The 25,081-nt window shown below is 46.1% G+C and carries 23 protein-coding genes; 9 read left to right on the top strand and 14 right to left on the bottom strand.

Annotated elements, in window-relative coordinates:
- Window positions 1-6: 6 nt before the first annotated feature.
- Both AB4111_RS20045 and AB4111_RS20040 read right to left on the bottom strand, forming a co-directional pair.
- On the bottom strand, window positions 7-924 hold the full coding sequence (locus tag AB4111_RS20045) for an ABC transporter permease (RefSeq protein ID WP_036612224.1): 918 nt from the start codon (window positions 922-924) through the stop codon (window positions 7-9).
- 355 nt (window positions 925-1,279) lie between these two features.
- Window positions 1,280-2,083 (bottom strand): helix-turn-helix domain-containing protein, encoded by an 804-nt coding sequence (locus AB4111_RS20040; protein WP_442032942.1) that lies wholly within the window; start codon window positions 2,081-2,083, stop codon window positions 1,280-1,282.
- A 118-nt stretch (window positions 2,084-2,201) separates the two neighbouring features.
- Here AB4111_RS20040 and AB4111_RS20035 point away from each other — a divergent pair, with 118 nt between their 5' ends.
- The gene (locus AB4111_RS20035) at window positions 2,202-3,425 is read left to right on the top strand and encodes an MFS transporter (RefSeq protein WP_442032941.1); all 1,224 of its coding nucleotides are present in this window, start codon (window positions 2,202-2,204) and stop codon (window positions 3,423-3,425) included.
- Window positions 3,426-3,503: 78 nt separating this feature from the next.
- Window positions 3,504-4,286 carry an ABC transporter ATP-binding protein gene (locus AB4111_RS20030; protein ID WP_442032940.1) on the top strand — a complete coding sequence of 261 codons (783 nt, stop codon included), beginning with the start codon at window positions 3,504-3,506 and terminating at the stop codon, window positions 4,284-4,286.
- 189 nt (window positions 4,287-4,475) lie between these two features.
- On the opposite strand, the gene AB4111_RS20025 is transcribed toward AB4111_RS20030, so the two are convergent.
- The 5 genes from AB4111_RS20025 to AB4111_RS20005 form a co-directional block, all read right to left on the bottom strand.
- Window positions 4,476-5,204, bottom strand: coding sequence for a class I SAM-dependent methyltransferase (locus tag AB4111_RS20025; protein WP_442032939.1), 729 nt, complete (start codon window positions 5,202-5,204; stop codon window positions 4,476-4,478).
- A gap of 146 nt (window positions 5,205-5,350) precedes the next feature.
- Window positions 5,351-6,646 (bottom strand): glycosyltransferase family 2 protein, encoded by a 1,296-nt coding sequence (locus AB4111_RS20020; protein WP_442032938.1) that lies wholly within the window; start codon window positions 6,644-6,646, stop codon window positions 5,351-5,353.
- A 160-nt stretch (window positions 6,647-6,806) separates the two neighbouring features.
- Window positions 6,807-7,682 (bottom strand): diguanylate cyclase domain-containing protein, encoded by an 876-nt coding sequence (locus tag AB4111_RS20015; RefSeq protein ID WP_442032937.1) that lies wholly within the window; start codon window positions 7,680-7,682, stop codon window positions 6,807-6,809.
- A 112-nt stretch (window positions 7,683-7,794) separates the two neighbouring features.
- Window positions 7,795-8,904, bottom strand: coding sequence for a glycosyl hydrolase family 8 (locus tag AB4111_RS20010; RefSeq protein ID WP_442032936.1), 1,110 nt, complete (start codon window positions 8,902-8,904; stop codon window positions 7,795-7,797).
- A 101-nt stretch (window positions 8,905-9,005) separates the two neighbouring features.
- Window positions 9,006-9,446 carry a MarR family winged helix-turn-helix transcriptional regulator gene (locus tag AB4111_RS20005; RefSeq protein ID WP_036612335.1) on the bottom strand — a complete coding sequence of 147 codons (441 nt, stop codon included), beginning with the start codon at window positions 9,444-9,446 and terminating at the stop codon, window positions 9,006-9,008.
- A 212-nt stretch (window positions 9,447-9,658) separates the two neighbouring features.
- On the opposite strand from AB4111_RS20005, the gene AB4111_RS20000 reads away from it, so the two are divergent.
- Complete coding sequence (locus tag AB4111_RS20000) at window positions 9,659-10,099, top strand: GNAT family N-acetyltransferase (RefSeq protein ID WP_442032935.1); 441 nt, start codon at window positions 9,659-9,661, stop codon at window positions 10,097-10,099.
- Between the two features lie 165 nt (window positions 10,100-10,264).
- Here AB4111_RS20000 and rlmN read toward each other — a convergent pair whose 3' ends face one another.
- From rlmN to greA, 3 genes are all read right to left on the bottom strand, one after another.
- Window positions 10,265-11,359, bottom strand: a complete 1,095-nt coding sequence (gene rlmN / locus AB4111_RS19995) for a 23S rRNA (adenine(2503)-C(2))-methyltransferase RlmN (protein WP_442032934.1) — start codon at window positions 11,357-11,359, stop codon at window positions 10,265-10,267.
- A gap of 179 nt (window positions 11,360-11,538) precedes the next feature.
- Window positions 11,539-12,894, bottom strand: a complete 1,356-nt coding sequence (locus tag AB4111_RS19990; protein ID WP_442032933.1) for a sodium-dependent transporter — start codon at window positions 12,892-12,894, stop codon at window positions 11,539-11,541.
- A 284-nt stretch (window positions 12,895-13,178) separates the two neighbouring features.
- Window positions 13,179-13,655 carry a transcription elongation factor GreA gene (greA, locus tag AB4111_RS19985; RefSeq protein ID WP_076332078.1) on the bottom strand — a complete coding sequence of 159 codons (477 nt, stop codon included), beginning with the start codon at window positions 13,653-13,655 and terminating at the stop codon, window positions 13,179-13,181.
- A 287-nt stretch (window positions 13,656-13,942) separates the two neighbouring features.
- Between greA and AB4111_RS19980 the strand changes: the two genes are divergently transcribed.
- The 3 genes from AB4111_RS19980 to AB4111_RS19970 all read left to right on the top strand — a co-directional run bounded on the left by AB4111_RS19980 (window position 13,943) and on the right by AB4111_RS19970 (window position 16,502).
- Window positions 13,943-14,815: an arylamine N-acetyltransferase family protein gene (locus AB4111_RS19980; protein ID WP_442032932.1), complete on the top strand. Its 873-nt coding sequence runs from the start codon at window positions 13,943-13,945 to the stop codon at window positions 14,813-14,815.
- A gap of 160 nt (window positions 14,816-14,975) precedes the next feature.
- Window positions 14,976-15,662 carry a 4'-phosphopantetheinyl transferase family protein gene (locus AB4111_RS19975; RefSeq protein WP_442032931.1) on the top strand — a complete coding sequence of 229 codons (687 nt, stop codon included), beginning with the start codon at window positions 14,976-14,978 and terminating at the stop codon, window positions 15,660-15,662.
- Between the two features lie 525 nt (window positions 15,663-16,187).
- Window positions 16,188-16,502 (top strand): DUF2628 domain-containing protein, encoded by a 315-nt coding sequence (locus tag AB4111_RS19970; protein WP_253441950.1) that lies wholly within the window; start codon window positions 16,188-16,190, stop codon window positions 16,500-16,502.
- A gap of 338 nt (window positions 16,503-16,840) precedes the next feature.
- Here AB4111_RS19970 and AB4111_RS19965 read toward each other — a convergent pair whose 3' ends face one another.
- Entirely contained in the window at window positions 16,841-17,587 is a 747-nt protein-coding gene (locus AB4111_RS19965; RefSeq protein WP_442032930.1) for a Bax inhibitor-1/YccA family protein, read from the bottom strand.
- Between the two features lie 211 nt (window positions 17,588-17,798).
- The gene (locus AB4111_RS19960; RefSeq protein WP_253441952.1) at window positions 17,799-18,155 is read right to left on the bottom strand and encodes a nucleotide excision repair endonuclease; all 357 of its coding nucleotides are present in this window, start codon (window positions 18,153-18,155) and stop codon (window positions 17,799-17,801) included.
- Between the two features lie 670 nt (window positions 18,156-18,825).
- On the opposite strand from AB4111_RS19960, the gene pdxR reads away from it, so the two are divergent.
- From pdxR to AB4111_RS19945, 3 genes are read left to right on the top strand one after another with little or no spacing between them, the layout of a single operon-like run.
- Window positions 18,826-20,277: a MocR-like pyridoxine biosynthesis transcription factor PdxR gene (gene pdxR / locus AB4111_RS19955; protein WP_442032929.1), complete on the top strand. Its 1,452-nt coding sequence runs from the start codon at window positions 18,826-18,828 to the stop codon at window positions 20,275-20,277.
- A gap of 12 nt (window positions 20,278-20,289) precedes the next feature.
- A complete protein-coding gene (locus tag AB4111_RS19950; RefSeq protein WP_442032928.1) occupies window positions 20,290-21,210 on the top strand; it encodes a D-alanine--D-alanine ligase in 921 nt (306 codons plus the stop codon).
- Window positions 21,207-21,665, top strand: a complete 459-nt coding sequence (locus AB4111_RS19945; protein ID WP_442032927.1) for a GNAT family N-acetyltransferase — start codon at window positions 21,207-21,209, stop codon at window positions 21,663-21,665. The genes AB4111_RS19950 and AB4111_RS19945 overlap by 4 nt, the downstream gene beginning before the upstream one ends.
- Window positions 21,666-21,843: 178 nt before the next feature.
- Here AB4111_RS19945 and AB4111_RS19940 read toward each other — a convergent pair whose 3' ends face one another.
- Entirely contained in the window at window positions 21,844-23,307 is a 1,464-nt protein-coding gene (locus tag AB4111_RS19940) for a GNAT family N-acetyltransferase (RefSeq protein ID WP_442032926.1), read from the bottom strand.
- 244 nt (window positions 23,308-23,551) lie between these two features.
- Window positions 23,552-25,060, bottom strand: coding sequence for a copper amine oxidase N-terminal domain-containing protein (locus tag AB4111_RS19935; RefSeq protein ID WP_442032925.1), 1,509 nt, complete (start codon window positions 25,058-25,060; stop codon window positions 23,552-23,554).
- Window positions 25,061-25,081: the final 21 nt, after the last annotated feature.

The following is a 25,081-nucleotide window of genomic DNA, read 5'->3' as shown; positions in this document are numbered from 1 at the left end:
ATAGTCTTACCAGAGTGACATCTTGGTCAGGCGGCGGGTCATGGAATTGGCAGCAAACACAAGGACAAAGGTGATGATGGAGTTGAACAAGCCGACCGCTGTGGCGAAGCCGTAATTCTGGCCCTCAATCCCCATCCGGTATACATAGGTGGACAAGACATCCGCCGTTTCGTAGGTGGCTCCGTTGTAGAGCAGATATACTTTCTCGAAACCTACACTCATAATGCCGCCAAGCGACAGAAGCAGAAGAATGACAATGGTTGGTTTGATACTGGGAAGGGTCAGGTGCCATAGCTCCTGGAATTTGTTGACGCCGTCAATTTTGCCGGAATCATACATCTCGGGGTCGATCCCCATAATGGCTGCAATGTAGATGATGGAGCTGAAGCCAAAGCTCTGCCAGATGTCGGAACTTGTGAAGATGGTACGGAACCAGCTGGCATCCATCATGAAATTCACTTTTTCCATGCCCAGACTCGCGATGAGGGTATTCACAATACCGTCTGTTGGTGACAGGAAGTTAATGATCATGCCGGCTACAACGACAGTGGAGATGAAGTGAGGAAGGTAGGTAACCGTCTGGGCAAATCGCTTGAATGTTCGGTTCTTGATCTCCACGATGCAGACAGCGAATAAAATCGGAATGGAGAAGCCGAACAGGAGTGGCAGGAAAGCGAGCAGAAATGTGTTACGTAGCAGTCGCCAGAAGTAAATGGAGTTCACGAACTGTTCGAACCAGCGCAGTCCCACCCATTCCCCGCTGAGCATGCCCTGACCCGGCAAGAAATTGCGAAATGCCAACAACACGCCAGGCATCGGAAGGTACATGAAGATGAGGTAATACAGGAAGATAGGTGAAAACATCAACAGCAAATACTTATCCCGTCTAATCAGGCTGAACAGCGTAGACATGCGTTTTTTCAACGTGAGACACTTCCCTTCGCTACATAATTACAACGTTTGAATTTTTGAATAAAAATGAAATTGTCATTTCACTGACGTATTTGTTATTCATTCCATCCACGTTTTGTAACAACCGATAATATTCTGCGTAAAACGAGATATTTGCTCGAAATAGTCCTCCTTACACCGTAGTTCTGTCATTTCAATAATTTCCAAAACCATAATTACAACGTTGTAATTTTAATCTAAATGTATACGCTTACATAAACTTTTTCCCATCTTAGCAAAGTCTCCATCGTTTGGCAACAACAAAAATCAGTGTCATGCTGTAACGTACTAAATACAGTCTCGCATACGCGAGACTGCCCATTAAAATCTACACCTGATTCCGATATTGCATCGGTGTCATAACATACACTCGCTGAAAGGCTCTATATAACTGGCTGACGCTGGAGAATCCCAGATCATAACTGATTGTGGTCACTGAATCTGTTGTAAGGCGGAGCCTTCTGGAAGCTTCTTCTACGCGCAAATTCAGCAAATATTGATACGGGGTGGTTCCCGTAAGAGCCTTGAAAGAACGCATAAAATGATGCCGACTCTGATGCGCGACCATCGCCATCGAATCAATATCCATTGAACCTGTATAGGCACTGTGAATGTACTCCAGCACCCGGCGGATATGAGGGTCCATACATGTACGATTATCTACAATCGCTTTTCCATTTTCCTGCCCCATCAACATGCGCCTTAGATACATCTCGACCGCCAGTTCTGTTTCCTGTACTTGGAGCGAATCCGGCATGTCATCTACCAAAATGGAGTTCCAACCTCGGAACAGGCTACTGATCTCCGTTGGATCAAAAGTATGGGTGGGTTGAAACTCAGCTTGTCCGCTACTAATCTCCCCACTCGCGTAACTGCCTAATGGCGGTTTACGGAACTTGATCACGATGACAGCCGAATCCGAACCTATTTCAAAATAATGCTCGGTCTGGGGATGAGCAATAATCCCCTTGCCCGCTTTCAGAGGGTATGCGTGCCGTTCCTGTACCAGATGACATTGGCCTCTGACCGGCAACGTTAGCTGATACCAGTCATTATGCACATGGGGTTCATTCGCGAACCCTCCTGTAGCTTTCCATAATTCCAACCCATTTAACGTCATGTTTAATTCCATCGTTTCCTCACCTGCTGACATTATAGCAAATCGTGCTCACTTTCCAAGCACTTTTCACAAAGACAATACATGACCGTATCTTTTATCATAGAAAAAAAATAATTCGAGGTGATCTCCCATGGCTCAGGCTACTTTAAGCAAAATGCAAATCAACTCCTCCGCCAATTGGGCACTTGTCGGAGTCAGCTTCGCCCATCTGCTGAATGATGCGATGCAGACCGTGGTTCCATCTGCTTTTCCGCTGTTTCAGCAAACCATGCAGCTCAGTTTCGCCCAGATGGGCTGGATTGCCTTCACCCTGAATATTACCGCATCCGTCCTTCAGCCACTGGTCGGTTATATGTCAGATCGCAAACCCATGCCGATTCTGCTTCCCGGAGGCATGTTATTCTCCCTGATCGGTGTGCTCGGCTTAGCCTTGTCTTCCGAGTTATGGATGCTGCTTGTTTCTGCAGCACTGATTGGCATAGGCTCATCCATCCTACACCCCGAGTCCTCACGCGTGGCTCATATGGCAGCAGGCCGTGGACGTGGAATGGCGCAATCCATCTTCCAGGTGGGAGGCAACACGGGACAAGCGATTGCTCCATTACTGGTCGCCTTCATCCTGCTGCCACATGGGCAGCGTAGTTTTCTATGGTTGATGGGCTTTGCCCTGATCGGCATCTTCATTCAATCTATTGTCAGTCGTTGGTACAGAGACAAGCTTGCCGAGACTCGCATTCGTCAGCAACAACCTTTAAAATCAAGCGGTGCAGAACCAATAGCTCGACCTGTGAGCAGGGGATTCATCGCTTTTACAATGGGAATTCTTATCCTGCTGTTATTCTCCAAATTCGTATATATTGCTGGCATGACCGGATATTACGCCTTCTATTACGCGGATGCATATGACTTGCCGCTCTCCCAGGCACAGATCTGTCTGTTTATCCTGCAATTTGCAGGTATGGTCGGAACCTTGCTCGGCGGCCCACTCGCTGACCGCTACGGACGCAAACCGATGATCTGGTTCTCCATTGCAGGCACTGCACCGTTTTCCCTGATGCTACCTTATGTTGGCCCCGTTTTGTCCATGGTATTATGCGGGATCATTGGACTAATCCTGATGTCCGGCTTCAGCGTCATCATTGTTTATGCACAGGAATTGCTTCCTCGTCATATTGGAACGGTATCCGGATTGTTTTTTGGTCTGTCGTTCGGCATGGCTGGACTTGGCTCGGTTGTGTTAGGTTCCTTAATTGACGTGACCAGCATTTCGTTTGTTATCAAGTTATGTTCGTTTTTGCCACTGCTTGGTGTGTGTGCTGTATTTCTGCGCAAGGACCAACCAAGAACAGCGTGATAACCGTTGAAACCTCACTGATTTTGTGACTACAATACACCTAGGACACTCGAGGATAACAGAAGGAAGGAATAACGCATGATTATTGATGTACAGCATGTCACTTGGAAAAGGGGACCACTTACCCTGCTGAACGATGTGAGCTGGCAGGTTAATGATGGTGAACACTGGGCGTTGCTTGGCCTGAATGGCTCCGGCAAAACAACACTCCTGAACATGATCACCGGGTATCTCTGGCCAACTGAAGGCAATATATCCGTGCTGGGCCATGAATATGGCGATGTGGATCTGAGGCAGCTCCGCAAATCCATCGGCTGGGTCAGTTCGTCTCTGCAAGAGAAATTGTACGGCACGGATCGCACACAGTATGTCGTGATCAGCGGCAAACATGCCACCATTGGCTTGTATGACAAGCTATCGGATGATGATCTGGATCAGGCACAGGAATTGATGCAAACGCTGGGCTGTCAGCACCTGTGGGATCGCGAATATCGTACCTGTTCTCAAGGTGAGAAACAGAAACTTCTCATTGCCCGAGCACTCATGGCCAATCCGCGCGTACTCATTCTGGACGAGCCTTGCAATGGACTGGATCTGTTCTCAAGAGAGCGATTGCTGGACAGCATTCGTGAACTATCACAGCGTCCAGATACCCCTTCACTCATCTATGTCACCCATCATACCGAAGAAATATTGCCCGTGTTTAGTCACAGTCTCTTGCTTCGTAGGGGTGAAATCGTGAATAGCGGACTAACGAGCGAGCTGATGAACACCGAAGTGCTGAGCAACTTCTTCGAGGCACCTGTGGAAGTTGATCGGCATGGGGAACGTGTCTATGTCAGAGCTGCGGCGGATTCATAATTACGTGGTTATACACAGCACACGCAGCATAGGTGCAGTAACTTAACAGTAAAAGCCCAAAATCTTATCCACATGTGGATAGATTTTGGGCTTTTCAGTGCTATATCTAGTGTTATCCACCGTTTTCTGTGTAGAACTTTCTACTTTTTGAGTATAACTCAGCTATTCCATCTGTTTCTTCTCCGCGATCTATTTCCGGGTAGCCAGGAACAGAAACAATGGAATGCGCTGCCTGCGCAGATAGGTTTCCTCGTTTACAAAATAAGCACGTTGTGGTGCTGACTCGCGCAAATGTTCTACACGGAACCCCGCTCGCTGCAATGCCATAAAGTAGGATTCAATGGAACGATGCATTTTTTTCACAGAACCGCCCAGCCACTGCTGCTCACGGAATCCTTCCACAAAATACTGATCAACCACCCAATCCGTTCGAGTCCCGGAGGGTTGCAGTGTGGACGTGATCACAGGGTGTTCTACCGAGAATACAAATGTCCCGTTCTCTTTCAACGTGTTGTATATGTTGCGGAACAGGCAGTCTACATCCTCAATATAGTGAACAGCCAGTCTCGATATCACCAGATCGTACACTTCTTCCGGGTAGGTCCAATCTTCCATGAACGCTTGCTCAATCCGGGCATTCAATCCTTTTACGGATTCGTTAGCTGCCTGAATCATATTCACCGAACCCTCAATTCCCGTATACGTCGCACCTTCGCGCTCCCTGCTCAGCAATTCTGCGGCGAACCTTGCATCCCCGCAACCGAGGTCCAGTATATTCTTGCCAGCAACATCTCCGATCAACTCCAGCATCACCGGCTTTTCCAGTGTATCATTGGCGTTCTCCTGCCACTTGCGACGTTCCATATACTTCTCGAAATTCGCCTCATCATCGTAGAAGTCTGATCCTCTGTGGCCCATTCCACACGCCTCCGTTTCCTTTATGCAACGTTCAATATGTACAGCCTGAAAGAGTATACATAATGCCAACCGATCTTTCCATAGTAAAAAAGACTGCCTTCTGAACGAATCCAGAAAACAGCCCTTCATTTATAAGTTGATGTTTCTCAGCCAAAACGCTGCGTTTTGTACCATTTGGTTTCTCTCCGGAATAGCTTATCTCCAATAAGCGAGATAAATGCTTTGACGGATATGACCAGAAATAACTGGGCATATGTGAAATAGGAGAGGCAGGCCACAATAAAATTCTGCGTATTGCTTTGCCCAATATCTGCTGAGAGTGCGAGATTAATTTGTAGTACATAAATGTAGTACATTAATGCCCATGCTATTACGAGATACACGTAAACATCCCCTGAGAACTGGAAGGGAGAAATGACATTCGGATTAAATAATGCAATAACCTGATACACTAGATTCGAGACAAAAATAATATCCGATACAATAATAGCGATCATAAACCAGAAATAACTTGCAGCATAGTACAGAACATGCAGTTTAATTCTCCAGCTAGTACGGTCAAATAAATGCTTCACATTGTCGATAACAACCTGGTAATTTCCCTTGGACCAGCGCTGGCGCTGTTTCATATATACCGATAATTGCTCAGGTTCCTGCTGATAAGCCTCTGCTTGTGGCGCTAATGCAATAAGCTGACCCCGAGTAAGAATATCAAACGACACGGCCGTATCTTCCGTGATCGCATCAGGGTCCCATCCACCAATCTCACGGATCAGTGCTGCCTTGATAATATAGTTCGTACCAGGAATCGTGCCCAGTTTGAATAACTCCCATAGCCCCGTATGGTGAACACGTTGGACCGTTACAAGTTCCAAATTAATGCAACGGGAGAGAAAATTCTGACCCCGATTACGAGCTTTGTTTCGACCAAATACAGCACCATACTTCTCCGGGTTTTCCAATGCTTTTTGTGTCAAAAACATCAATGCATTCCGCTCAGGCGCCGCATCTGCGTCATAGATACATATCCATTCTCCCCACGCCAGTTCAAGGCCATCATTCAAAGCTCCCGACTTCCCACCTGTACCGGTACGCTCCAGAATGGTAAAGTCACGATCTGCATAACTCGTCTTGGCCTTGAGCTCCTTCAGGTGCTCTGCTGTATTATCTGTACAATTATCTGCAATAACAATAACTTGAACTTTATGCTCAGGGTAGTTCAGACGCAATATATGCTCAACGGTAGACACGATAACTACCCCTTCATTATGCGCAGGCACCATGACAGTCACAGTGGGGTAATCATCCATACTTTCAGGAATTTGAATTCCCTTTTTTTCTTGTTTGTTAATGAAACGAATAGCTCCAGCCATAATGACAATCGACTCGGTGACGGATATCCAAATACTGAGGATGGACATCAACAGCAGGAAATCAGCCATTCAATTTCCTCCGATCATATTTCCTGTTAATTTTCCCTCGAAAACGAAGAGTCGCGAAGGTTAATATAAGAATCGTAATAGCAAAGAAACTGCTAACTACAATACATAATGGAACAAACCATGTTAAATAATTCACAGAAATACTCCTCCCCCATAGCATCTAGATGTATTCACCAATGAGATCTGTCTCTGTGTTCCGTTCCAGTGCCGCAATAACAGCATCGATATCCTCATACTTACTGAATTGTTCCTTCTGGAATACCAGTGCACCAGATCGAATAACCGTCTGCAACTCATTTCCCTTTTTATCGATGATTTGCAGATCCATCATGGCTTTTTTGATCCGTTGTGTCAGGATGGGCAAGTACTCCACATTGGTCATTGGACAGATAATCACAAAACGTCCTCGATCCACAAAAAATTTATAATCCTCAAACCGAATCTGCTTCTGTATGGTAGTGGATAGTTCAAGAAGGAACTGTGCATAACGTACGGAACCGAGTGATTCCAGTACCAACGGCAAAAACTCGATCTTGAACATCGCCATGCTGAATCCATATTGATCCGAATAACGTCTGGCCAGATTACTTTGCTTAACAAGCGTATCCGCAAGTGCATCCTTATTGCCCAGGGAGGTATCCAGATCAATCTCCGGATTACGCTCCTGAAGCTCCTGCAGACGCTCCATGACACGCGCATTGCGCACAAGACTTGCCTTGATAAAAGCAGCCACAGCCACATTGCCTGGAATGAGCAGCCACCAAGAGAACGTAAGTACACTTACATCCGCGTAGGTAACAAGCCATACAAAATAAGAGACCAGATAGATAAATCCGGCGACGACAGATACCCCGACAGGTATCACAAAACCCAGGATCAGCGCTCCAAGCGACACAATGCTAAACACCACATCCAGTGTAGTATAACTCTGATTCATATAAATCTTAAGATAGACAACGAGCTGCTGGATTACGGCTAATCCAATCAAACTCGCATATCCCCATGCAATACGAAGGATGGGTGCTTTATTCCTCATAGGTTTCTTCTCTCCAGTAGATTGGTTAGTGATATTTCGAGTAAACAATATATGACATGAATAGACAAACTTCATGTTAACACATTGTTGAATATATTATATGACATTTTCATTACTTTTTAAGTAACTTTTGTAATTCAGTCTCCCCAAGCAAAGGAAACAGGTTATCAAACATATGTGTGTTTCCACTAAATACATATCCGCCTGGATAACTGGCGTCCAGACTACGCATGCTGATCATATGCTTATACAGCTGTTTCGCCCATTTTGGATCACCTGACTGTACCGCAAGCAGCATCGCGAGTCCATATACGGATGGAGATTGGTAAGATACCGCAGGTGTGCGAGTACTACGCTTATATTGTCCCGGCAGCTGATGACGGGTATTGAATTCTTTTTTCAAAAAAGCAATGAGCTTGTCCGGTTTGCGGCTGGTCGCAGTTAGATGGTTCGCTACGATCAGCTGATCAATCAGATTCACTGTGTCATCATATGTATACTCTTTCGTCCCCACATTGAATGTTTTCGGATAAAATATCCCGTCATCCGGCATACTCTTCAACATGGATTCGTACTTGGCATATGTGCCCGGCTCCAGCATTTCATGCTTCTCCATTAATTGGAGAGACGGTAGATCCACATAAACCAGGCTTAACATATCCGCGGAGTAACCATTGCCAAAATCGTGAAAATCAACATAATATCCTTTATTCTGAACCGACTGCGTCAGTGTACGGGAAATATCCGAGGCCGTTGCCAGTTTGGCTTCTCTTCCCTGTTGCCATTGATCTGCTGCCTTTAATAAGGCACCGACAATTCGGAAATCATCACCGAGCGCGTTGGTGGTCACGTGAGATTTTCCCTCAGCATCCAGCTTCCAGGCAATATATTTTTGCGGCATGAGGAAATAGGTCGTCAGCAGCTCATAGCTTTGCTCAAATAACGCCTGATCGTTCTTGGCTACAGCATATTGCATCCAAAGACCAAGTGATTCAGATAAAACCTCTCTGCCTGCTACGATATCCGCTTTTTCGGATGTGGCATCCTGCAAATAGGATGCAAGTAAACCATTGGGATTGGTCATATGATCTTGGACAAAGGATACTGTAGGGGATAATTCATTCAACACGAACCGCTCCTTCATGAAAATAATGAACGCTGCTGCAATACTGACCATCAATAGGACCAACCACGTTACTGTTTTCCGGTTCATTCTCTTCATGATTCCCTCCTGTACTTTTGCTATTGTGAGAAAATGACTCTGCTCCTTGAGATCGGTTCGGCTAGGGTCTGGGATGTAGGGGTCAAGGATAGAGGTATTGTTCATTCTGAGATATCCATGTAGGAACGCCGTCCGCCCTTTTTGACAAATTTCCAGTCTACCTCGATGTTGTGGCGCATTCGGCGGAGAAGCTTAACCGCGGTCTCTATCTCTTCATCCGTAAAGCCGTCCAGCGTCACCTGATCGGAATGCTCGCCCTCTTTACGAATGAACTCCCATGCTTTCAGGCCAGCTTCTGTCGGATATAACAACTTGTTCTTCTTATTGTCTATTGCCGACTGTTTGACAATAAATCCATCGGATTCGAGTTTGCTAATCGCTCTGGCCGCTGTCGTTCGATCTACTTTGATTAGTTCAGCCAGCTGGTTGGGAATAATGCCCGGATTCTCACATATACGATAAAGATACAGATATTGGCCTCGGGACAAGTTCAGATGTTGAAATTCCACATTGCTGATCGAATCCAGACAGCGGGCAATCATGCCAATTTCACGCAACACTTCTTTTTTATCAGTCAATGCGCTCACGCCCTTTTATAAAATTGTTGCATTCACAACATAAATAGTGATATAACTACAGTTAAATTGGATTAAATTTTAACCATGATACTCACATGGAACGGCTGCAATGATTATGCTATATACCAGTTTATCATGCCCGGATATGATTACTATCGTCCAAAGGAGAAACATTCATGAATACAACCATTGTTGAAGTTAATAATCAGGAATTGCTTAATGCCTGCTTCGCCATCCGCACCGCTATTTTCGTCGAAGAACAAGGCGTACCCGCAACGGATGAATTCGACGCTTATGATACATTAGACGCGGAGGCGCGCCACATCCTCCTCTACGTAGACGGTGTACCTGCTGCCTCCTCCAGACTGCGCGTTGTGGAGCAGGTCGCCAAATTGGAACGGATCTGTGTCATGCTCGATTACCGTAAACACGGTCTGGGCCGTGTGCTGATCGACAAGCTGGAGCAGATGGCTATTGCAGAAGGACTGGAGAAAGCCAAACTGCACGCCCAGGTACAAGCTTCCGGGTTCTACGAACGTCTCGGATATGCACCCGCGTCAGACGTATTTATGGAAGACGGCATTCCCCATCTGTTGATGACCAAAAAACTAAAATAATGAAATCCCAAAAACGCCTCCGTTATCACTTCTCAGTGATGTACAGAGGCGTTTTGTATTCAGGCAACACATTCATTCGTGACCCAACAACGGTATATGGCACATACAGACTCCGATTATAGTAATCAAGTATGCTAAACTGACTTGCCAGCTCCGCGTTGTGTCTTATCCCAGTGCCAGACGGTCTGACTCTGATTCGGCAGTGTTGTTCTTCATTTGTTTACTGCGCAACTGTCCGCAAGCAGCATCGATATCGGTACCATGTTCCATACGTACAGTAGAGTTGATGTTGTTCTTTTTGAGTGTATCATAGAAGCCCAGAATCGACTCTTCTGTACTCCGTTGATACTGACTGTGCTCATCCACCGGGTTGTATGGGATCAGATTCACACTGACCATACTTCTGCGACTGGACAACAGTTCAGCGAGCTCCGCGGCATGCTCACGTTGATCGTTAACATCACGCAAGAGGATATACTCGAACATGATACGTTTGTTCGTCGTAGCCAGATAATAATCGACTGCATCCATCAATTGCTCAATCGGGAAAGCCCGGTTGATCTTCATGATGTGGGTACGCAGTTCATTATTAGGTGCATGCAGAGAGATCGCCAGATTGACCTGGAGATTGCTGTCTGCAAATTCCTTGATTTTGTCCGGAAGGCCACTCGTGGACACCGTTATGCGTTTGGCGGCAAGTGCCAGTCCTTTGCGATCCTTGATGACTTCGATGAAATCACTCATGTGCTGGAAGTTGTCGAATGGTTCGCCAATGCCCATCACCACCACGTTGGTTACCCGCTCGTCTTGACCTGCTGCATCCAGATGCCGCTGCACGTGCATAATCTGCTCGACAATCTCGCCAGCGGTCAGGTCACGGCTCTTCTTGATCAGACCGCTCGCACAGAAGCTACAACCAATATTACAGCCGACTTGTGTGGTCACACAGACAGTAAGTCCGTATTTTTGCCGCATCAATACCGTCTCGATCAGGTTGCCGTCCTGCATCCGAAGCAGAAATTTCACGGTACCATCTGCCGATTCCTGCTTCACATGTTCGCTCAGCGAGTTCATGGTGAAATGCTCGGAAAGGACATCCAGACATTCCTGACGGACATCGGACATCTCCGGAAAATCGTGTACACGTTCTTGATATAACCATTCCCAGATCCGGGATGCACGGGATTTTTTCTGCCCATGCTCCGGCAGCCAGGAACGTAATTGCTCTAATGTTAATCCATATATGGATGATTTGTTCATTGTATAATCCTCTTTTCGCAAAAAAGCATATGGCTTATCGGTCCTACCCAAAAAACCTCTACTCCGTATTGTCCCAAAATTGACGAGGGAAAACAAGGGCTTTTGCATTTCTTCCAAGAGGTTTTATCCATGGTAAATCTGCACAACAGACCAACTTTAACCCTATCGGGCCTTCACATTTAGAAGTGAATGATACCGGATGTGTGCAGTAGAACCAGCAGAACCAGGATCGGAGCCACGTAACGCAGCATGAACAGCCACACACGGAACCATCCAGAACGCAGGCCGGAAGCTTCAGCAGCCGTTTTCCAGAAGTATCCCGCAAAAATCGTCACAAGCAGTCCACCTACAGGCAACAGGATGTTGGATGCTACAAAGTCCATCCAGTCGAACACACTCTTCGATCCAATCGTCCATTCAGGCAGCAAACCGAGCGATAGTACCGAAGGAAGTCCCACGATAAAGACCGCGAGTGATATTACCCATACCGTACGATTCCGGCTCCATGACAAACGTTCCATGAAATATTTCACCGGAACTTCCAGCAAGGATACTGCTGACGTCAAAGCCGCAATAGCCAGCAGGATGAAGAACAATCCGCCAAACAGGAATCCAAGCGGCATAGCCGAGAAGGCTGCCGGAAGAGCCACAAAGATGAGTGACGGGCCTTGGTCCGGTGCAATACCGAATGAGAATGTCGTTGGGAAGATGATCAGACCAGCAATGAATGCATAGATCAGGTCACCCGCACCAACGGCGACGGTTGCCGCACCGAGGGATTGATTTTTATCCACATACGAACCGTAGGTTACAAGAATACCCATCCCGAGTGACAGGGAGAAGAAAGCATGTCCAAGCGCCACCAGTGCAGATTCAGTTGTCAGCTGCGAGAAATCTGGATTCAGGAAGAAGGAAACCCCAGCTCCTGCACCTGGCAACGTAACAGCACGAATCATCAGGATAATAAGCAGTCCAAGCATGGCTGGAATCAGAATTTTGTTAAACTTCTCGATTCCGTTCGATACGCCTTTAGCAACAATCCACCCGGTGATCAGAACTGCAAACAGTTGCCATACAATCGGCATATACCCGCCTACAAAGGAGCCGAATTGTCCAGCATAATCCGGATTGTCAAACAACGTACCGCTGAAAGACGTAATCGCATATTGCAATGTCCAGCCCGCGATAATGACATAAAAGGACAGGATAATAAATGGCGTTAATACTTGCAGCAATCCGGCTGCGAGCCAACCCTTATGTCCACCTGCTTTGATAAAAGCAGTAGCTGCACTACCTCTGCCGCTGCGACCAATCGCAAGTTCAGCCAGGAGCACTGGCAGACCGATGAGTAACAAACAGACGATGAAGAGCAGGAAAAACGCTGCTCCTCCGTTCTCACCCGTAATGTACGGGAATTTCCACATGTTGCCCAGACCAACCGAACTACCAATGGCTGCAAGGATAAATCCAGCTTGGGAGAAGCGTTCTCCTTTGCCAGCGTTGTCTTGATTTAGATTAGGCTTACTAAAATTCATCGTATCTACTCCATCACTTTAAAGTTTTCCCGTAATTATATACTACTCGCCTTGTCAGGTCATTCGAAATTCGAAATTTGTCGAAATGTTATTTTTTTACATATAAAAACACTCGGAAATCTATATCTCATAAGTTCCCTAAACACAGTATGTGATAAAGTCCGTTAGACCAACCGTATGAAGTTTCAACACAACCATAATTTCCAACCTTTCAAAGCCCAACAGAACCAAAAAGAGGTGTCCCTCAGCCATTTTGATGACTGCGGAACACCTCTCTTTTAAAATTAAACTTTAATTTGAAGTAACTCGTACTTGATAACACCCATCGGAGCATTGACATGAATGACGCTGCCCACTTCTTTGCCCATCAGTTCTTTGCCCAGTGGACTCTCATAGGAAATTTTATTATCTGCTACATCGGCCTCAGCAGGACCAACCAATTTATATTCAATCTTCTCAGCGAATTCGATATCATTGAGCAATACAGTGGAACCTACACCCACTTTGGTAGCATCCATGTTCTCGGACGTGATGACTTTGGCGTTTTTCAGCATCTTCTCCACGATCAGAATCCGGGTCTCCATAAAGGCCTGATCATCTTTGGCTGAATGATACTCACTATTTTCCTTCAGGTCACCGTAACTGATTGCGAGTTTCAGACGCTCAGCCAGTTCCTTACGCTTCACTGTCTTCAATTCCCTCAGTTCGTCCTCCAGCTTTTCCAAGCCTTCCTGTGTCAAAATCACTTCTTCATTAGCCATTTTTCCATCTCCTAATCCTGCTATCTATCTATATTCTAACCTATATCCACTCCAAAGGGTTAGCATACCCGAGAAAAAGAAATAGCTCATCCATATATTGTATTTCAGTACCATCAAAACCATGATTATCTCTTGAGATGATTTTCAGGGCTGTCCTATTAATTGTACCGTTACAATTAGCCCAATTGACGATGTTGTTTTCACCCGTTGACTTTTACAATGAACTCAGGGCAGCAGAAGTTTATAACCAGTGCTTGCAGCCCAATATATGACGTGAGGTGATCTGAATGAACGTTACACTAAATCCATCTGAAATACAGGCTTATCTGAAACGGATCGGCATGGATGATATAAAGAAACCTACGCTGGAATACTTAATTGAACTCCAGCGCGCACATGTGCAATATCTTTCCTGGCAAACGGTCGATATTTTTGCAGGTCGTCCTTCGGGAATCAGCCTTCAAGAGTCAATTCAGCTCATATTACAGGGACGCAGCGGCTACTGCTTTCATCTAAATGGTGCATTTAGTGTTCTTCTCCGCTCGCTGGGTTATACGGTTGATTGGCATCGCGGTGGAGTACAGCCTCATGGGGAACAACCCCGTGTGAATTCATTCCATCTCGGTCTGTCTGTCCATCTGCCGGATGCCGACCCAACAGTTGAACGCTGGATTGTGGATGTAGGTCTGGGCGGAATGCCCTTTGAACCTCTGCCACTTCGTTATGGAACCTACGGTCAAGCTCCGTTCACATACCAATTGATGCCATCATCTGTTGCTGCTGGGGGATGGCGGCTTGAGTACGAACCGAATGGGCCAAGTGAAGGCGTCGACTATGCTGCCGAGCTAGTCCACGATCTGGGGGAGTTCATTCCCAAACATGAATTCTACAGTCGGGCGGCCGAATCACCTTGGCATAACGTATTTTTGCTTCGTCAGCGGGATGAGATCAGCAGTCATGAACTACGTGGATGTATGCTCCGAACACATGATAAGGAAGGAATCCAGAAAACGGAGATCCAGGATTATACCGAGTGGCGTAACGTATTAACTGAAATATTCCATGAACCATTGGTGAATTACAGCGAACTGGAATGCCACGACATGTGGGAACGAGTGCAGGCTGCGCATTCGGAATGGAAACGAGCGCAAGAAGCTTAAAGATAACGATAAAGATAAAGATGCATAACCTGAAACCTTAAATTGAAAGGAACACCGGGATTAACCTGCTTGATCAGACATCCGTATAGAGATCCATAGAGGGTACGTTCCATATAAAGGAAAGTTATTAATCCATGCCGAATATGTCCTCAGGTGATAAATGATGATAACGATTCGTATGCTCCAAGTTCCAGAAGTATTGCCCGAGGCATACTGGAACCATTTTCTCTCGCAAGTCTCGGCCGAGCGTCGTGCCCAGGCTTTGCGTTTTGTTCGTCAGGCTGATGCGTATCGCTCCGTGTTGGGAGAGATATTGACTCGTGTGACTTTGAGTAAGCTAACTGGCCTAAGGCCTGCTGAGCTTTCTTTTACCCGTAATTCCTACGGCAAACCTTCACTCAGTCACTATTCGGATGTACAATTCAACGTCTCCCACTCTGGTGATTGGATTGCTCTGATCTCCGGCGGTACAGATGAACTGGGCGTGGATGTGGAAAAAATAGCTCCAATTGACATGCAGATTGCAGAGCGTTTCTTCTCTCCTATGGAGAGCAAGTTCTTGGCCGCCGCGCCTGACGATCGTCGGCTGGAAACCTTCTACCGTCTATGGACGCTGAAGGAAAGTTATATCAAGGCAGTCGGTATGGGCTTGTCCATACCATTGGACTCCTTCGCCATCCTCCCGGATGAACGGAAGGAATGGCATTGCGAGCAGGCCGGTGAATATCGCTTTCACAGTCAGCGACTGGATGAAGGACATATGCTTGCGGCATGTTCGGCTGGGGGAGATCCGCCGAGCCAGCCCGATATCATAACCTTGGAAGATCTATACGCAGAAATGGTGTAGTTTGCGGCTGGTTGAGGATTAATTGAGGTTTGGTTGAAGTTTGAGTTGAGACTTAAGCTGAGCCGAGCTCGGCTCTAACGAATCTGATATACCTTATTAACTAGAATTACGCGACTTTCGCACTCTAAGGAATCCTACACACGTTATTTCCTTCAATATGCTCTATTTTACGTTGTTATTACTGAATTCTGTACCAATAAGGTGTCTAAGGTTCGTTAGGTTTCCCTACACCCTAATAATCCACTATTAAGAAGTGTGAAATTCGTTAGAATTGCAAATATGATGAAGGAGCGGTCATTGACTCTCCTTCATTTTTACTTTTTATCAAAAAGAGAATATATCTCATATAGGAAACCATAATTTTCAAAAAAAAAAGATTAACATCCTGTCCAGTTAATGGTACTATAGGACCAAAAGGAAGAAGAATAGGTAATAATAATCAGGTATTTACGACTAGTTTCACACTACATACTTGTTAGTACTCGATTCTCTCTCCGATTCATTATTTTAGAAGGAAGTGGACAAATGCATATCTTTTTGCAAAACAGTGCAGGTGTAACCAAGAACGTGAAAGTAGGTTTCAGCTGGACAACATTATTTTTCGGATTTTTCCCTGCGTTGTTCCGTGGTGATTTGAAATGGGCTGCCATCATGTTCTTGATCTCCGTAGCCCTTGGTATTTTCACTGCAGGAATTGGAGCTTGGATTAGTGGGATCGTCTTCTCTTTCGTTTACAACAAAATCTACATTAAAGAGTTGCTCGAAAAAGGCTACCGTCCTTCCAATGCTGAAGCTCAAGCGGTTCTGGAAAATAATCAGATTATTGCTCGAGCAGCTTAAAACCAAAGCAATACACGGATGATCATAGCAATTATAAGCTTTTAGATTTTTTATTGTAGATATACCAACCAGCAATCATGTTGAGATAAACACCAAAAAATCCCTGGCGAACCTGTCAGGGATTTTTTGGTGTTTATTCAGATAACAATACCTATTCTTTCAATTGAACAGATGATTCCTGCACCAATGATAGTGATTTCTTTGTCTTTTGGTCTTTTGCGCGGTATACAATCTGGCCCCGGAATTCTCATCCTCAACTATCAAAAAAGCCAACGACGTGAGTAACACGCGTTAGCTTCCAAGAAGGCCAAACTATGATGATAATTTTAACATTAGGACTAATCCCGGCTCCGCAGTTTGCCAAGCAGACGAATGATCTCAATGTACAGCCATACCAGCGTCACCATCAATCCAAATGCGCCGTACCATTCCATATACTTGGGCGCGCCACGCTCAGCGCCACCTTCAATGAAGTCAAAATCAAGGACCAGATTGAGAGCAGCCACAATAACAATAACGACCGAAATGCCGATGCCGATCAAGCTGTTATCATGCAGATAAGGAATCGAAATGCCGAAGAAACCAAGTACAAAACTCAGCAGATACATGATCATGATTCCGCCGGTTGCAGCCACAACACCCAGCTTGAAATTCTCCGTAGCTTTGATCAATTTCGTTTTGTATGCCATCAGCAACGCGATGAATACAGCCATGGTCAACAGAGCCGCCTGCAAGGTAATTCCGTTATACAGGGATTCATAGGTTGCGGAGAGTGCCCCCAGGAACAGGCCTTCTGCCACGGCATAGACAGGTACCAGATAAGGTGCCGCTACGGGTTTGAACGAAATGACAAGTGCCAGAATGAAACCAACAATCAATCCGCCATACGCGAGCGGCATCACTTGTTGTCCGTTGAAGAACATCATCCAGGTTGCAAACGCACTAGCCAGCAGGATCACCAGCGTAATAAACGCTTTGTTCACCGTGCCGTTGATCGTCATGTAATTCTGATACCGATCTTCTCCATATCCTCTGTTCTCAAACGTGCTGTCTTTAAGTGTAGGGTTACCGCTACGACCGATCAACACAATCACCTCTTCATATGTATTTGGTATATCTGTGATACTAAGTTTGTTTGGGCATGCTACGTTTCCAATTCTACAAGCTATTCCTTTGAAAAATCAGGATGGCACCAGATAGGATCGGATGCAACCCTTAGATTACATCCTTACCCACTGGCGCAACACTTAGGACATATGTCCCAGACATTGCATGTTAATTATGTTTTTATGCGTCTTACTTGTACAAGACTTTATCTACATTGTATTTCGCACGCATCGTGTTGATGATATACGTCTCGTAAATTTCACGATCTACTGGATCTTCAATCACGCACACTTCAATCTTTGTTACTTCCTCGCGGTGGTTCTTCATTGGTGATACAGTGTCTTCAAAATGCTTTTTGATACGGGGTCTTAATTTTCGTGCTTTCCCGACAAATAACAGCTCTCCAGCGGCATTGTAGAACATGAAAATCCCGCCTAGTTCCCGGGTTATCAGGTGAAAATCGGTAAATCCATAAATGTGGCTAAGCTGTGGATCAACCTGCTTTGTGATGGTTACATCCGGTGTTGGCACAGTAATATTAATCAATGGGCTCACTTCCTCATTATCTATAGGTTTACATCCTATCACATATTATAAAGGGACACCATTTCAATCTATAAGAAGTACAATTCACGCAATTTTCGCTATTACGACAAATATTTCAAAAAAAAGGTTAACTTCCCTGATTCAAAGTGGTACTATAGGGGTATGAGGAAGAAATTGGGCACTGAGACATATGTCTTTATATCTACCTCCGTCTATTGTACCCTATGATTGAAACTCTTTTTCATGCTGAATTCTGTTACGTGATCACGACAAGAGTACAGTTAGCAAGAACCTTAGCTTATAGATTGTAGATTCATCATCTAATCGACCCTTGCAGCAAGCAAACGTAGAAAGACCTAGACTCATGATTCACTGTAGATTTTAAGTATCACCTAGAAAGCCTGCAATTATAGTCGTACTGAAGTTAATAGACACACGTAGAAGGTCAGATAGCTATCGATCCTAGAGAGACTAGTCATGCAATGCAACTGTAGAATTATAGCAGCAGTACTATAGAAAATGGATCAAGTTTCACCACAGGCCCGGCATATTGCTTGGGCTTTTTTGCGTTTACGCGAATAACCAACCACCTCCGCAGGGAAACAGAGGTATCGTGGTTCTTTCTGTCGGGTTTATAATATGGCAAGATACCAGTAGAGGGAGTGATGGGATGTATTCCGATCTGCAACTGACGGAGGACCGCCCTGTATATATACAAGTCAAAGATTATATGAAGCGATTGATGCTCAAGGGTGGCCTGCAAGCCAAACAAAAACTGCCCTCAACCCGTGAACTTAGTACACTCATGAAGGTTAGTCGCAGCACGATTCTGCTCGCCTATGCCGAGCTTGAAGATGAAGGTCTGATCTACGCCGTCAAAGGCAAAGGTAATTACGTCAGTGCTTCCATTGAAGCTCCTGAGGCCACAACGAGCTGGCAACTGGATTGGAAGACGGAGGTAAGTGAGTATGCCATTCAGGCAGAGCAGTACGATCTGATGAAGCATGGCTCCGGAGTTGAGCGCGGTGAGATCTCGTTTACCAGCATAGCACCCGATGAGAAGCTGTTCGATCTGCACAATGTCAAGCGGGCTTTTCTGGATCGCATGTCACTGGAAGGCGAAGTACTGCTGAATTACGGATATGCGCAAGGATACAGACCGCTGATGAACTATTTATTACGCTATATGGAGAACAAAGGTGTCAACCTTCGTGGGAAGGACATTCTGATCACCAACGGATTCACGGAAGGTTTCGATCTGGTGCTTGGAGCGTTGCGCAAAAAAAGCGGAAAAGCGCTCTGCGAGAATCCCACGCACCATACGGCAATCAAAAACCTGAAGCTGCACCAGTTCCACCTAACCGGTGTGAATATGGAGCCGGATGGCATGGACTTGAAGCAGCTGGAACATGAACTTGAGGAAAGTCCATATGATCTGGCGTATCTCGTGCCCTCCTACCACAATCCAACCGGGATTGTGACTTCACCCGCAAAACGCGCAGAGATCATCCGGTTGATGAACAAGTATCAGGTACCCATCATTGAGGATGGATTCAACGAAGAATTACGCTATTCCGGTTCTCACATCTCGCCCCTGATTGCCAGCATGGGTGCGGGCAATGGGCTGGTGTATCTGGGCAGCTTCTCCAAAGTACTGTTTCCGGGACTGCGCGTTGGCTGGGTTATTGCGGATGCGGCGCTCATTGATTATCTGGAGAGTATGAAACGGGCACGCAGCATCCATACCTCAACACTGGACCAATCGTTATTGTATCAATACCTGAGCAACGGTAATTTCGAGAAATATCTGAAGCGAGCTCGCACGGAGTATAAGCGAAAATATGAATTGGTTGTGCGTTGCCTGAAGCAGCATCTGCCAATGTGCCGGATTTCCGGTGAGGGGGGTCTGCACCTGTTCGTGCAGTTCCCGTCCGATTACAGCACTCGTGAACTGCTGGAGGCTTGTAAAGTGAAAGGTGTAACGTTCACACCAGGGGATACCTTTTATCTGGAACCCGGTCAGGGCGTAAACACGATGCGTCTGGGTTTCTCCAGAGTCAGCGATGAGCATATACGTAAAGGAATTCGCATCATTGGCGAGACAGCAGCTCAAATGAGATAAGGAGGATTTCACATGAAAGTTGGCGTGATTATGGGCGGTACATCTTCAGAGCGGGATATTTCCCTGCTCACCGGACAGGAGATGATTGCCAATCTGAATAGAGACAAATACGAGGTTGTGCCCATTGAGCTGAATTCCAAGCGCGATTTAATCGACAAGTCAGCGGGGATCGATGTAGCACTGCTTGCCCTGCATGGCAAATACGGCGAAGATGGTACGGTTCAAGGCACACTGGAATCCCTGGGTATTCCTTACACAGGCTGTGGTGTGCTTGCAAGCAGTGTATGCATGGATAAAGACATGTCCAAACAGCTCATGCAGCATGCAGGTGTGCTTACCGGAGAATGGTTGCGAGTGAGCCATATGGAGGAACTATCCTCTATTGCTGTTCAACAATTAGCGTACCCCGTGGTGGTCAAACCGAATTCAGGCGGTTCAAGTATCGGTACCCAAGTGGTGAAGGAAGCGTCCGCCCTGCCCGCCGCTGTAGAGGCTGCCCTCGCCTGGGATGATACAGTGATGATTGAACAGTATATCGAGGGTGAGGAGATCACCTGTGCCATTCTGGATGGTAAGATGCTGCCGGTGATCTCCATTCGTTCGAACGCTGCATTTTTCGACTATGCTTCCAAATACGATGACCACGGAGCCGATGAGCAGGTAGTACAATTGCCTGTAGACCTTTACCATCGCGTCGAAGCTGCGGCCTTGGCCTGTTATCAGGTGCTGAAATGCAGCGTCTACGCTCGCGTGGATATGATGATTCGGGAAGGCATGCCTTATGTGCTTGAAGTGAACACGCTGCCGGGGCTTACCCGTAACAGTCTGCTGCCCAAAAGTGCAGCTGCTGCAGGCATTTCTTTTGCAGAACTACTGGATACCATTATTGAACTTTCATTGAAGGAAAGACCCAAGGAGGATACAACATTATGAGCCTAGATGTGACGATTCGACATAGCTCCCCTACCGATCTGCAAGATATGGTCATTCTGATGGACCAACTCGGTTACCCCACCACTTACGCCGAGATGGAGGAGCGCTATACCCACATTGCTGCAGACGCGAACTTTACCACACTGGTTGCTGAAGCACGCGGACGTGTTGTTGGATTGATCGGGTTACAGACATCATATCTGTATGAAAAGAACGGAAGGCACTGCCGTATCTTGGCATTGGTTGTACATGACCAGTTCAGAGGTTCTGGCATCGGCCGTCAGCTCATTCTTGAAGCTGAGCAATGGGCAGCCACGCATAACGTGGACTCCCTGTCTCTGAACAGTGCCAATCGCCCGGAACGTGACGCTGCACATCAATTCTATCGCCAGATGGGTTTCACAGCCGGAAGCACCGGTTTTAGCAAAAAGCCGCAGATTCTACAGCACACTTAACCTGCGGATACTACGCTATCTGGATGACATAAAAAAGAACGCCCCACTCAGCACATTGGCCAGTTAAGGGCGTTCTTTCGTATATCTATGTCACATGGATACGCGGTTTGATTATGGTATCAGTATTTGGCTGACTGCACACGTTCACCACGACAACAGGAAGGCAACGAGGTGCCTTTCAGGACTTCATAGCCTCATAGGCTGCAAGTAGTTCCTCTACTTCTACTCCGTTGATCTTCATCCCGGTCACTTGACACTGTTCCAACTGCACGCCAGATAGATCACAATCGATAAAACGACTTCCCCCAAGATCACAATGCGCCCACTGCATGGGCACCCGGTCAGATCCAAGATGTGTGTCCTGCAATTGAACGCCATCCAGAGCACAGAATTCAATCTTGCTATCGGTTAGGCGTAAATCAGCTAGCAATATATTGGTCATATTTAGATTGGTGAGTTTGCTTCCGCTCAGGTTGCAGTCAGTGATCCGACTATTGGTCAGATTACTGGTACTGTAACGAACTGAGTCCAGATTAGTTTGAACAAATTCAATCACTGATTCACCCGAATCCGTGGATGATGTCTCATCACATGTTGGATCATAAGAAGCCGCTGATACGTTCTTCTCATATCCAAACTCATCCTCAGATGCATAGATACGAACATATCCCATTTTTTCGTAAAAATGATGATTATCTAGCTGCCGACCTGAGGTCTCCAGCTTCCAGGTTTCAATCTGCGGAAATTCACCCTCAATAAGCCTCATGACTTCAGTTCCCACTCCACGTCCCTGGCATACGGGATCAATATAGATCTTGTCGATTCTGGCATATTTTCGTCCGAGCACGTTCACACTCACTCCGCCAATAGCACATCCATCTGATTCTACAACATAATAATCCCATTCACGGATTACGTAACGATGCATTCGGGCTGACGAATAATCAGGCGGACATAGATTGCTATCGATATCCTTCTCACCATCCGACCAGACTTTTATGGCATGATCAAAAGCACGACTGCATATCTCTGCAAGTACAACAGCATCTTCTTGCTGCGCTCGTCGTAAGCGAATTTCAGAATGTACCTGCTTTGGTTGCACTGGTTCGGACTTTACGTTGAGCAGTTCAAAATAATCGTAGCACTCCTGGTCCGTAAGCATTGTGCGAGAGATATAACGAAACCCCGTATGCTCCAGAACTTTGCGTGACGGCTGGTTGAACGGCTTCACAATGCCCACGATTCGATCCAGCAAGGTATGCTCAAATAGATATGCTGTTAGCGCCTGTACAGCCTCTGTGATGTATCCTTTATTCCGGTAATCCCGGGAGATGGCGTAAGCCACCTCGCGGTCAGCATGATCCAGCATGTCATTCGGAAACACGCCACACCAACCGATGATATGCTGATCTTCATTGTGTACAACGGCAAGCAGGATGCGCACATCTTCCGGGTTGAACTGTTCGTAACTGCCAACGACAAATTGTAAGAATTCACGCAACTGCTCCTCGGTCATCTTCCAATCCGGTAGCATATTGGTGATTTCAGGTTGTTGAGTCAATGCATACACGGCAGCCTGATCTTCAAGCATAAATGGACGCAATGTAACGGAGTTTGAATGGATATTAAATTGACTTTTCATATACAACACCTCTGGGGATTTATTTAAGATGACACGACAAAGAGGAGCACCTCCAGTAGAGGCACTCCCCGATCCGTTTCATCATTTCAGAAACGCCGAAGCTCCTCGTAATTGGTCAAAAGGACACACGTATCCCGTTCATGGTCTAACGGAATTTTTGCGGTGTTCTTTTCACGATCATTACGAGAAATCTGGCATACTCTGAAATCCCCTCTCTTACTAAGGCTTACTTATAATGTCTCAATTAAGGACGGTCAATGTAAATCCAGCCTGTTTCTTGTTCCTTATCTACAGTAGCTCCAAGGGATTCAGCCATAAAGCGCAGCGGCACATATGTCTTGCCGTCCTTGCCTACATAAGCGGATTCCACCATCGTTACTTCTTTACCAGCAACGGTTGCCTTCTTGGAACCTACGGTCAGAACAATTTCATCACCAGTGATGTCGTCAATGACAACAATTCGGTTCGAGCCTTTGGTCCATTTCACTTCAGCATCCAATTCTTCAGACACGTAGCGAAGTGGAACAAATGTTGTATTCTTAACGGTGATTGCCCCGGCGTATTCATCATCCGGGAAGAGCACTACACTTTTACTCGTGATCCCAGCTTCATCTTTCAGCAATTGATATGCAAGTGAATTGGAATCGAAATTGCGCAGCATCTGTCCAGGCGTAATATCATCCTTCATCAGATCCATAACGCCGCCCGATACATCCACTTCATCCACTGCAACCGTTCCACCGATATTCCACTGTTCACTGTCTCCACTTACGGTTACAGCGTTCACTGGCAGATCTTCGGAAGCCGGCAGCGCTACTTTCAATTCAAAGTTTTGCTTGCGAATATCCAGCTTGTTATCGAGGTAGAAGTCCAATTTCAGTTTGGTTTCTGTGCCAAATACCGTTTTGAATTCAGGAGTCTCATTCAACAGGTTGTTCAGCTCCTGATCATAATTGACCAGCATGCTGTCCAGTCCTACTTTGATCATGGCATATAGTGATGCAACGGCTTCATCTTTCGATTCAGGAACGATCGAATTCAGCGTTTCATCTCCTCCGCCTTCAACCTCATTCACAGCTTCCAGTACAGGATAGAACACATCGTATAGATCTCCAATCAGGTCTTTCAGTCCTTGCTCATCCTTCGAAATACTCGTCAGGAACGGTTTAACCATAGCAAGCATCTCTTCTCCACTAATCTCCAGATGCAGCTTGGAGAGGCTAAGTGCTTCGCCATTCACGGATTCCTGTACCGGTGTTACGGAGATGTTCTTCGGATTGGACAGATGCTTCAGGACAAAAGAGAACAGTTTCGGGGAAAGTTCCTCGAGTTGTTTCTCCAGAGCCTTCGTATCCACCATTGGAAGAGCCTGTGCTTCTTGGAACGTATCCAGAGATATGTACAGCGGTTTCTGGGCTCCGTCCAGATCAATGACCAATTGGGACTCATTCATGGACAGGTGGAAAGGTAACTTCGTTCCTTCCATGCTCAGTGTACCTTTGATCGATGCTGTCTTCGCATCTTTCATTTTGGCTTGATCAATATCCAGGGATATGGAGTTAATAAGTTCGATCATTTCAAGGTCTTTCTCTGTGGCAAATTCCTTAGCCGGTTCTATGTTTATATTCATGGATTGTCTGGATTCACCGGACTTGATACTCGCGCCATTGGCCATTGCTTTGCCAACGTCGATTCCACCCACAGCCTGACATCCTGTAAGAACAACCATTAATAATACAAGTGGCACTGCCATCCATTGGACTAACTTCCGATT

The organism is Paenibacillus sp. 2KB_22, assembly GCF_052115745.1.
Lineage (GTDB): Bacteria > Bacillota > Bacilli > Paenibacillales > Paenibacillaceae > Paenibacillus.
This window is presented reverse-complemented; position numbering and strand designations above follow the sequence as displayed.

Excerpts from the sequence above, each read along its gene's own strand:
- AB4111_RS19980 (WP_442032932.1), top strand. The coding sequence starts at position 13,943 with ATGAACGTTACACTAAATCCATCTGAAATACAGGCTTATCTGAAACGG.
- AB4111_RS20025 (WP_442032939.1), bottom strand. The coding sequence starts at position 5,204 with ATGGGCCACAGAGGATCAGACTTCTACGATGATGAGGCGAATTTCGAG.
- AB4111_RS20000 (WP_442032935.1), top strand. The coding sequence starts at position 9,659 with ATGAATACAACCATTGTTGAAGTTAATAATCAGGAATTGCTTAATGCC.
- AB4111_RS20030 (WP_442032940.1), top strand. The coding sequence starts at position 3,504 with ATGATTATTGATGTACAGCATGTCACTTGGAAAAGGGGACCACTTACC.
- AB4111_RS19970 (WP_253441950.1), top strand. The coding sequence starts at position 16,188 with ATGCATATCTTTTTGCAAAACAGTGCAGGTGTAACCAAGAACGTGAAA.
- AB4111_RS20020 (WP_442032938.1), bottom strand. The coding sequence starts at position 6,646 with ATGGCTGATTTCCTGCTGTTGATGTCCATCCTCAGTATTTGGATATCC.
- greA (WP_076332078.1), bottom strand. The coding sequence starts at position 13,655 with ATGGCTAATGAAGAAGTGATTTTGACACAGGAAGGCTTGGAAAAGCTG.
- rlmN (WP_442032934.1), bottom strand. The coding sequence starts at position 11,359 with ATGAACAAATCATCCATATATGGATTAACATTAGAGCAATTACGTTCC.
- AB4111_RS20015 (WP_442032937.1), bottom strand. The coding sequence starts at position 7,682 with ATGAGGAATAAAGCACCCATCCTTCGTATTGCATGGGGATATGCGAGT.
- AB4111_RS20035 (WP_442032941.1), top strand. The coding sequence starts at position 2,202 with ATGGCTCAGGCTACTTTAAGCAAAATGCAAATCAACTCCTCCGCCAAT.
- AB4111_RS19975 (WP_442032931.1), top strand. The coding sequence starts at position 14,976 with ATGATGATAACGATTCGTATGCTCCAAGTTCCAGAAGTATTGCCCGAG.
- pdxR (WP_442032929.1), top strand. The coding sequence starts at position 18,826 with ATGTATTCCGATCTGCAACTGACGGAGGACCGCCCTGTATATATACAA.
- AB4111_RS20005 (WP_036612335.1), bottom strand. The coding sequence starts at position 9,446 with ATGATTGCCCGCTGTCTGGATTCGATCAGCAATGTGGAATTTCAACAT.
- AB4111_RS20010 (WP_442032936.1), bottom strand. The coding sequence starts at position 8,904 with ATGAAGAGAATGAACCGGAAAACAGTAACGTGGTTGGTCCTATTGATG.
- AB4111_RS19940 (WP_442032926.1), bottom strand. The coding sequence starts at position 23,307 with ATGAAAAGTCAATTTAATATCCATTCAAACTCCGTTACATTGCGTCCA.
- AB4111_RS19945 (WP_442032927.1), top strand. The coding sequence starts at position 21,207 with ATGAGCCTAGATGTGACGATTCGACATAGCTCCCCTACCGATCTGCAA.
- AB4111_RS19950 (WP_442032928.1), top strand. The coding sequence starts at position 20,290 with ATGAAAGTTGGCGTGATTATGGGCGGTACATCTTCAGAGCGGGATATT.
- AB4111_RS19990 (WP_442032933.1), bottom strand. The coding sequence starts at position 12,894 with ATGAATTTTAGTAAGCCTAATCTAAATCAAGACAACGCTGGCAAAGGA.
- AB4111_RS19935 (WP_442032925.1), bottom strand. The coding sequence starts at position 25,060 with ATGGCAGTGCCACTTGTATTATTAATGGTTGTTCTTACAGGATGTCAG.
- AB4111_RS20040 (WP_442032942.1), bottom strand. The coding sequence starts at position 2,083 with ATGGAATTAAACATGACGTTAAATGGGTTGGAATTATGGAAAGCTACA.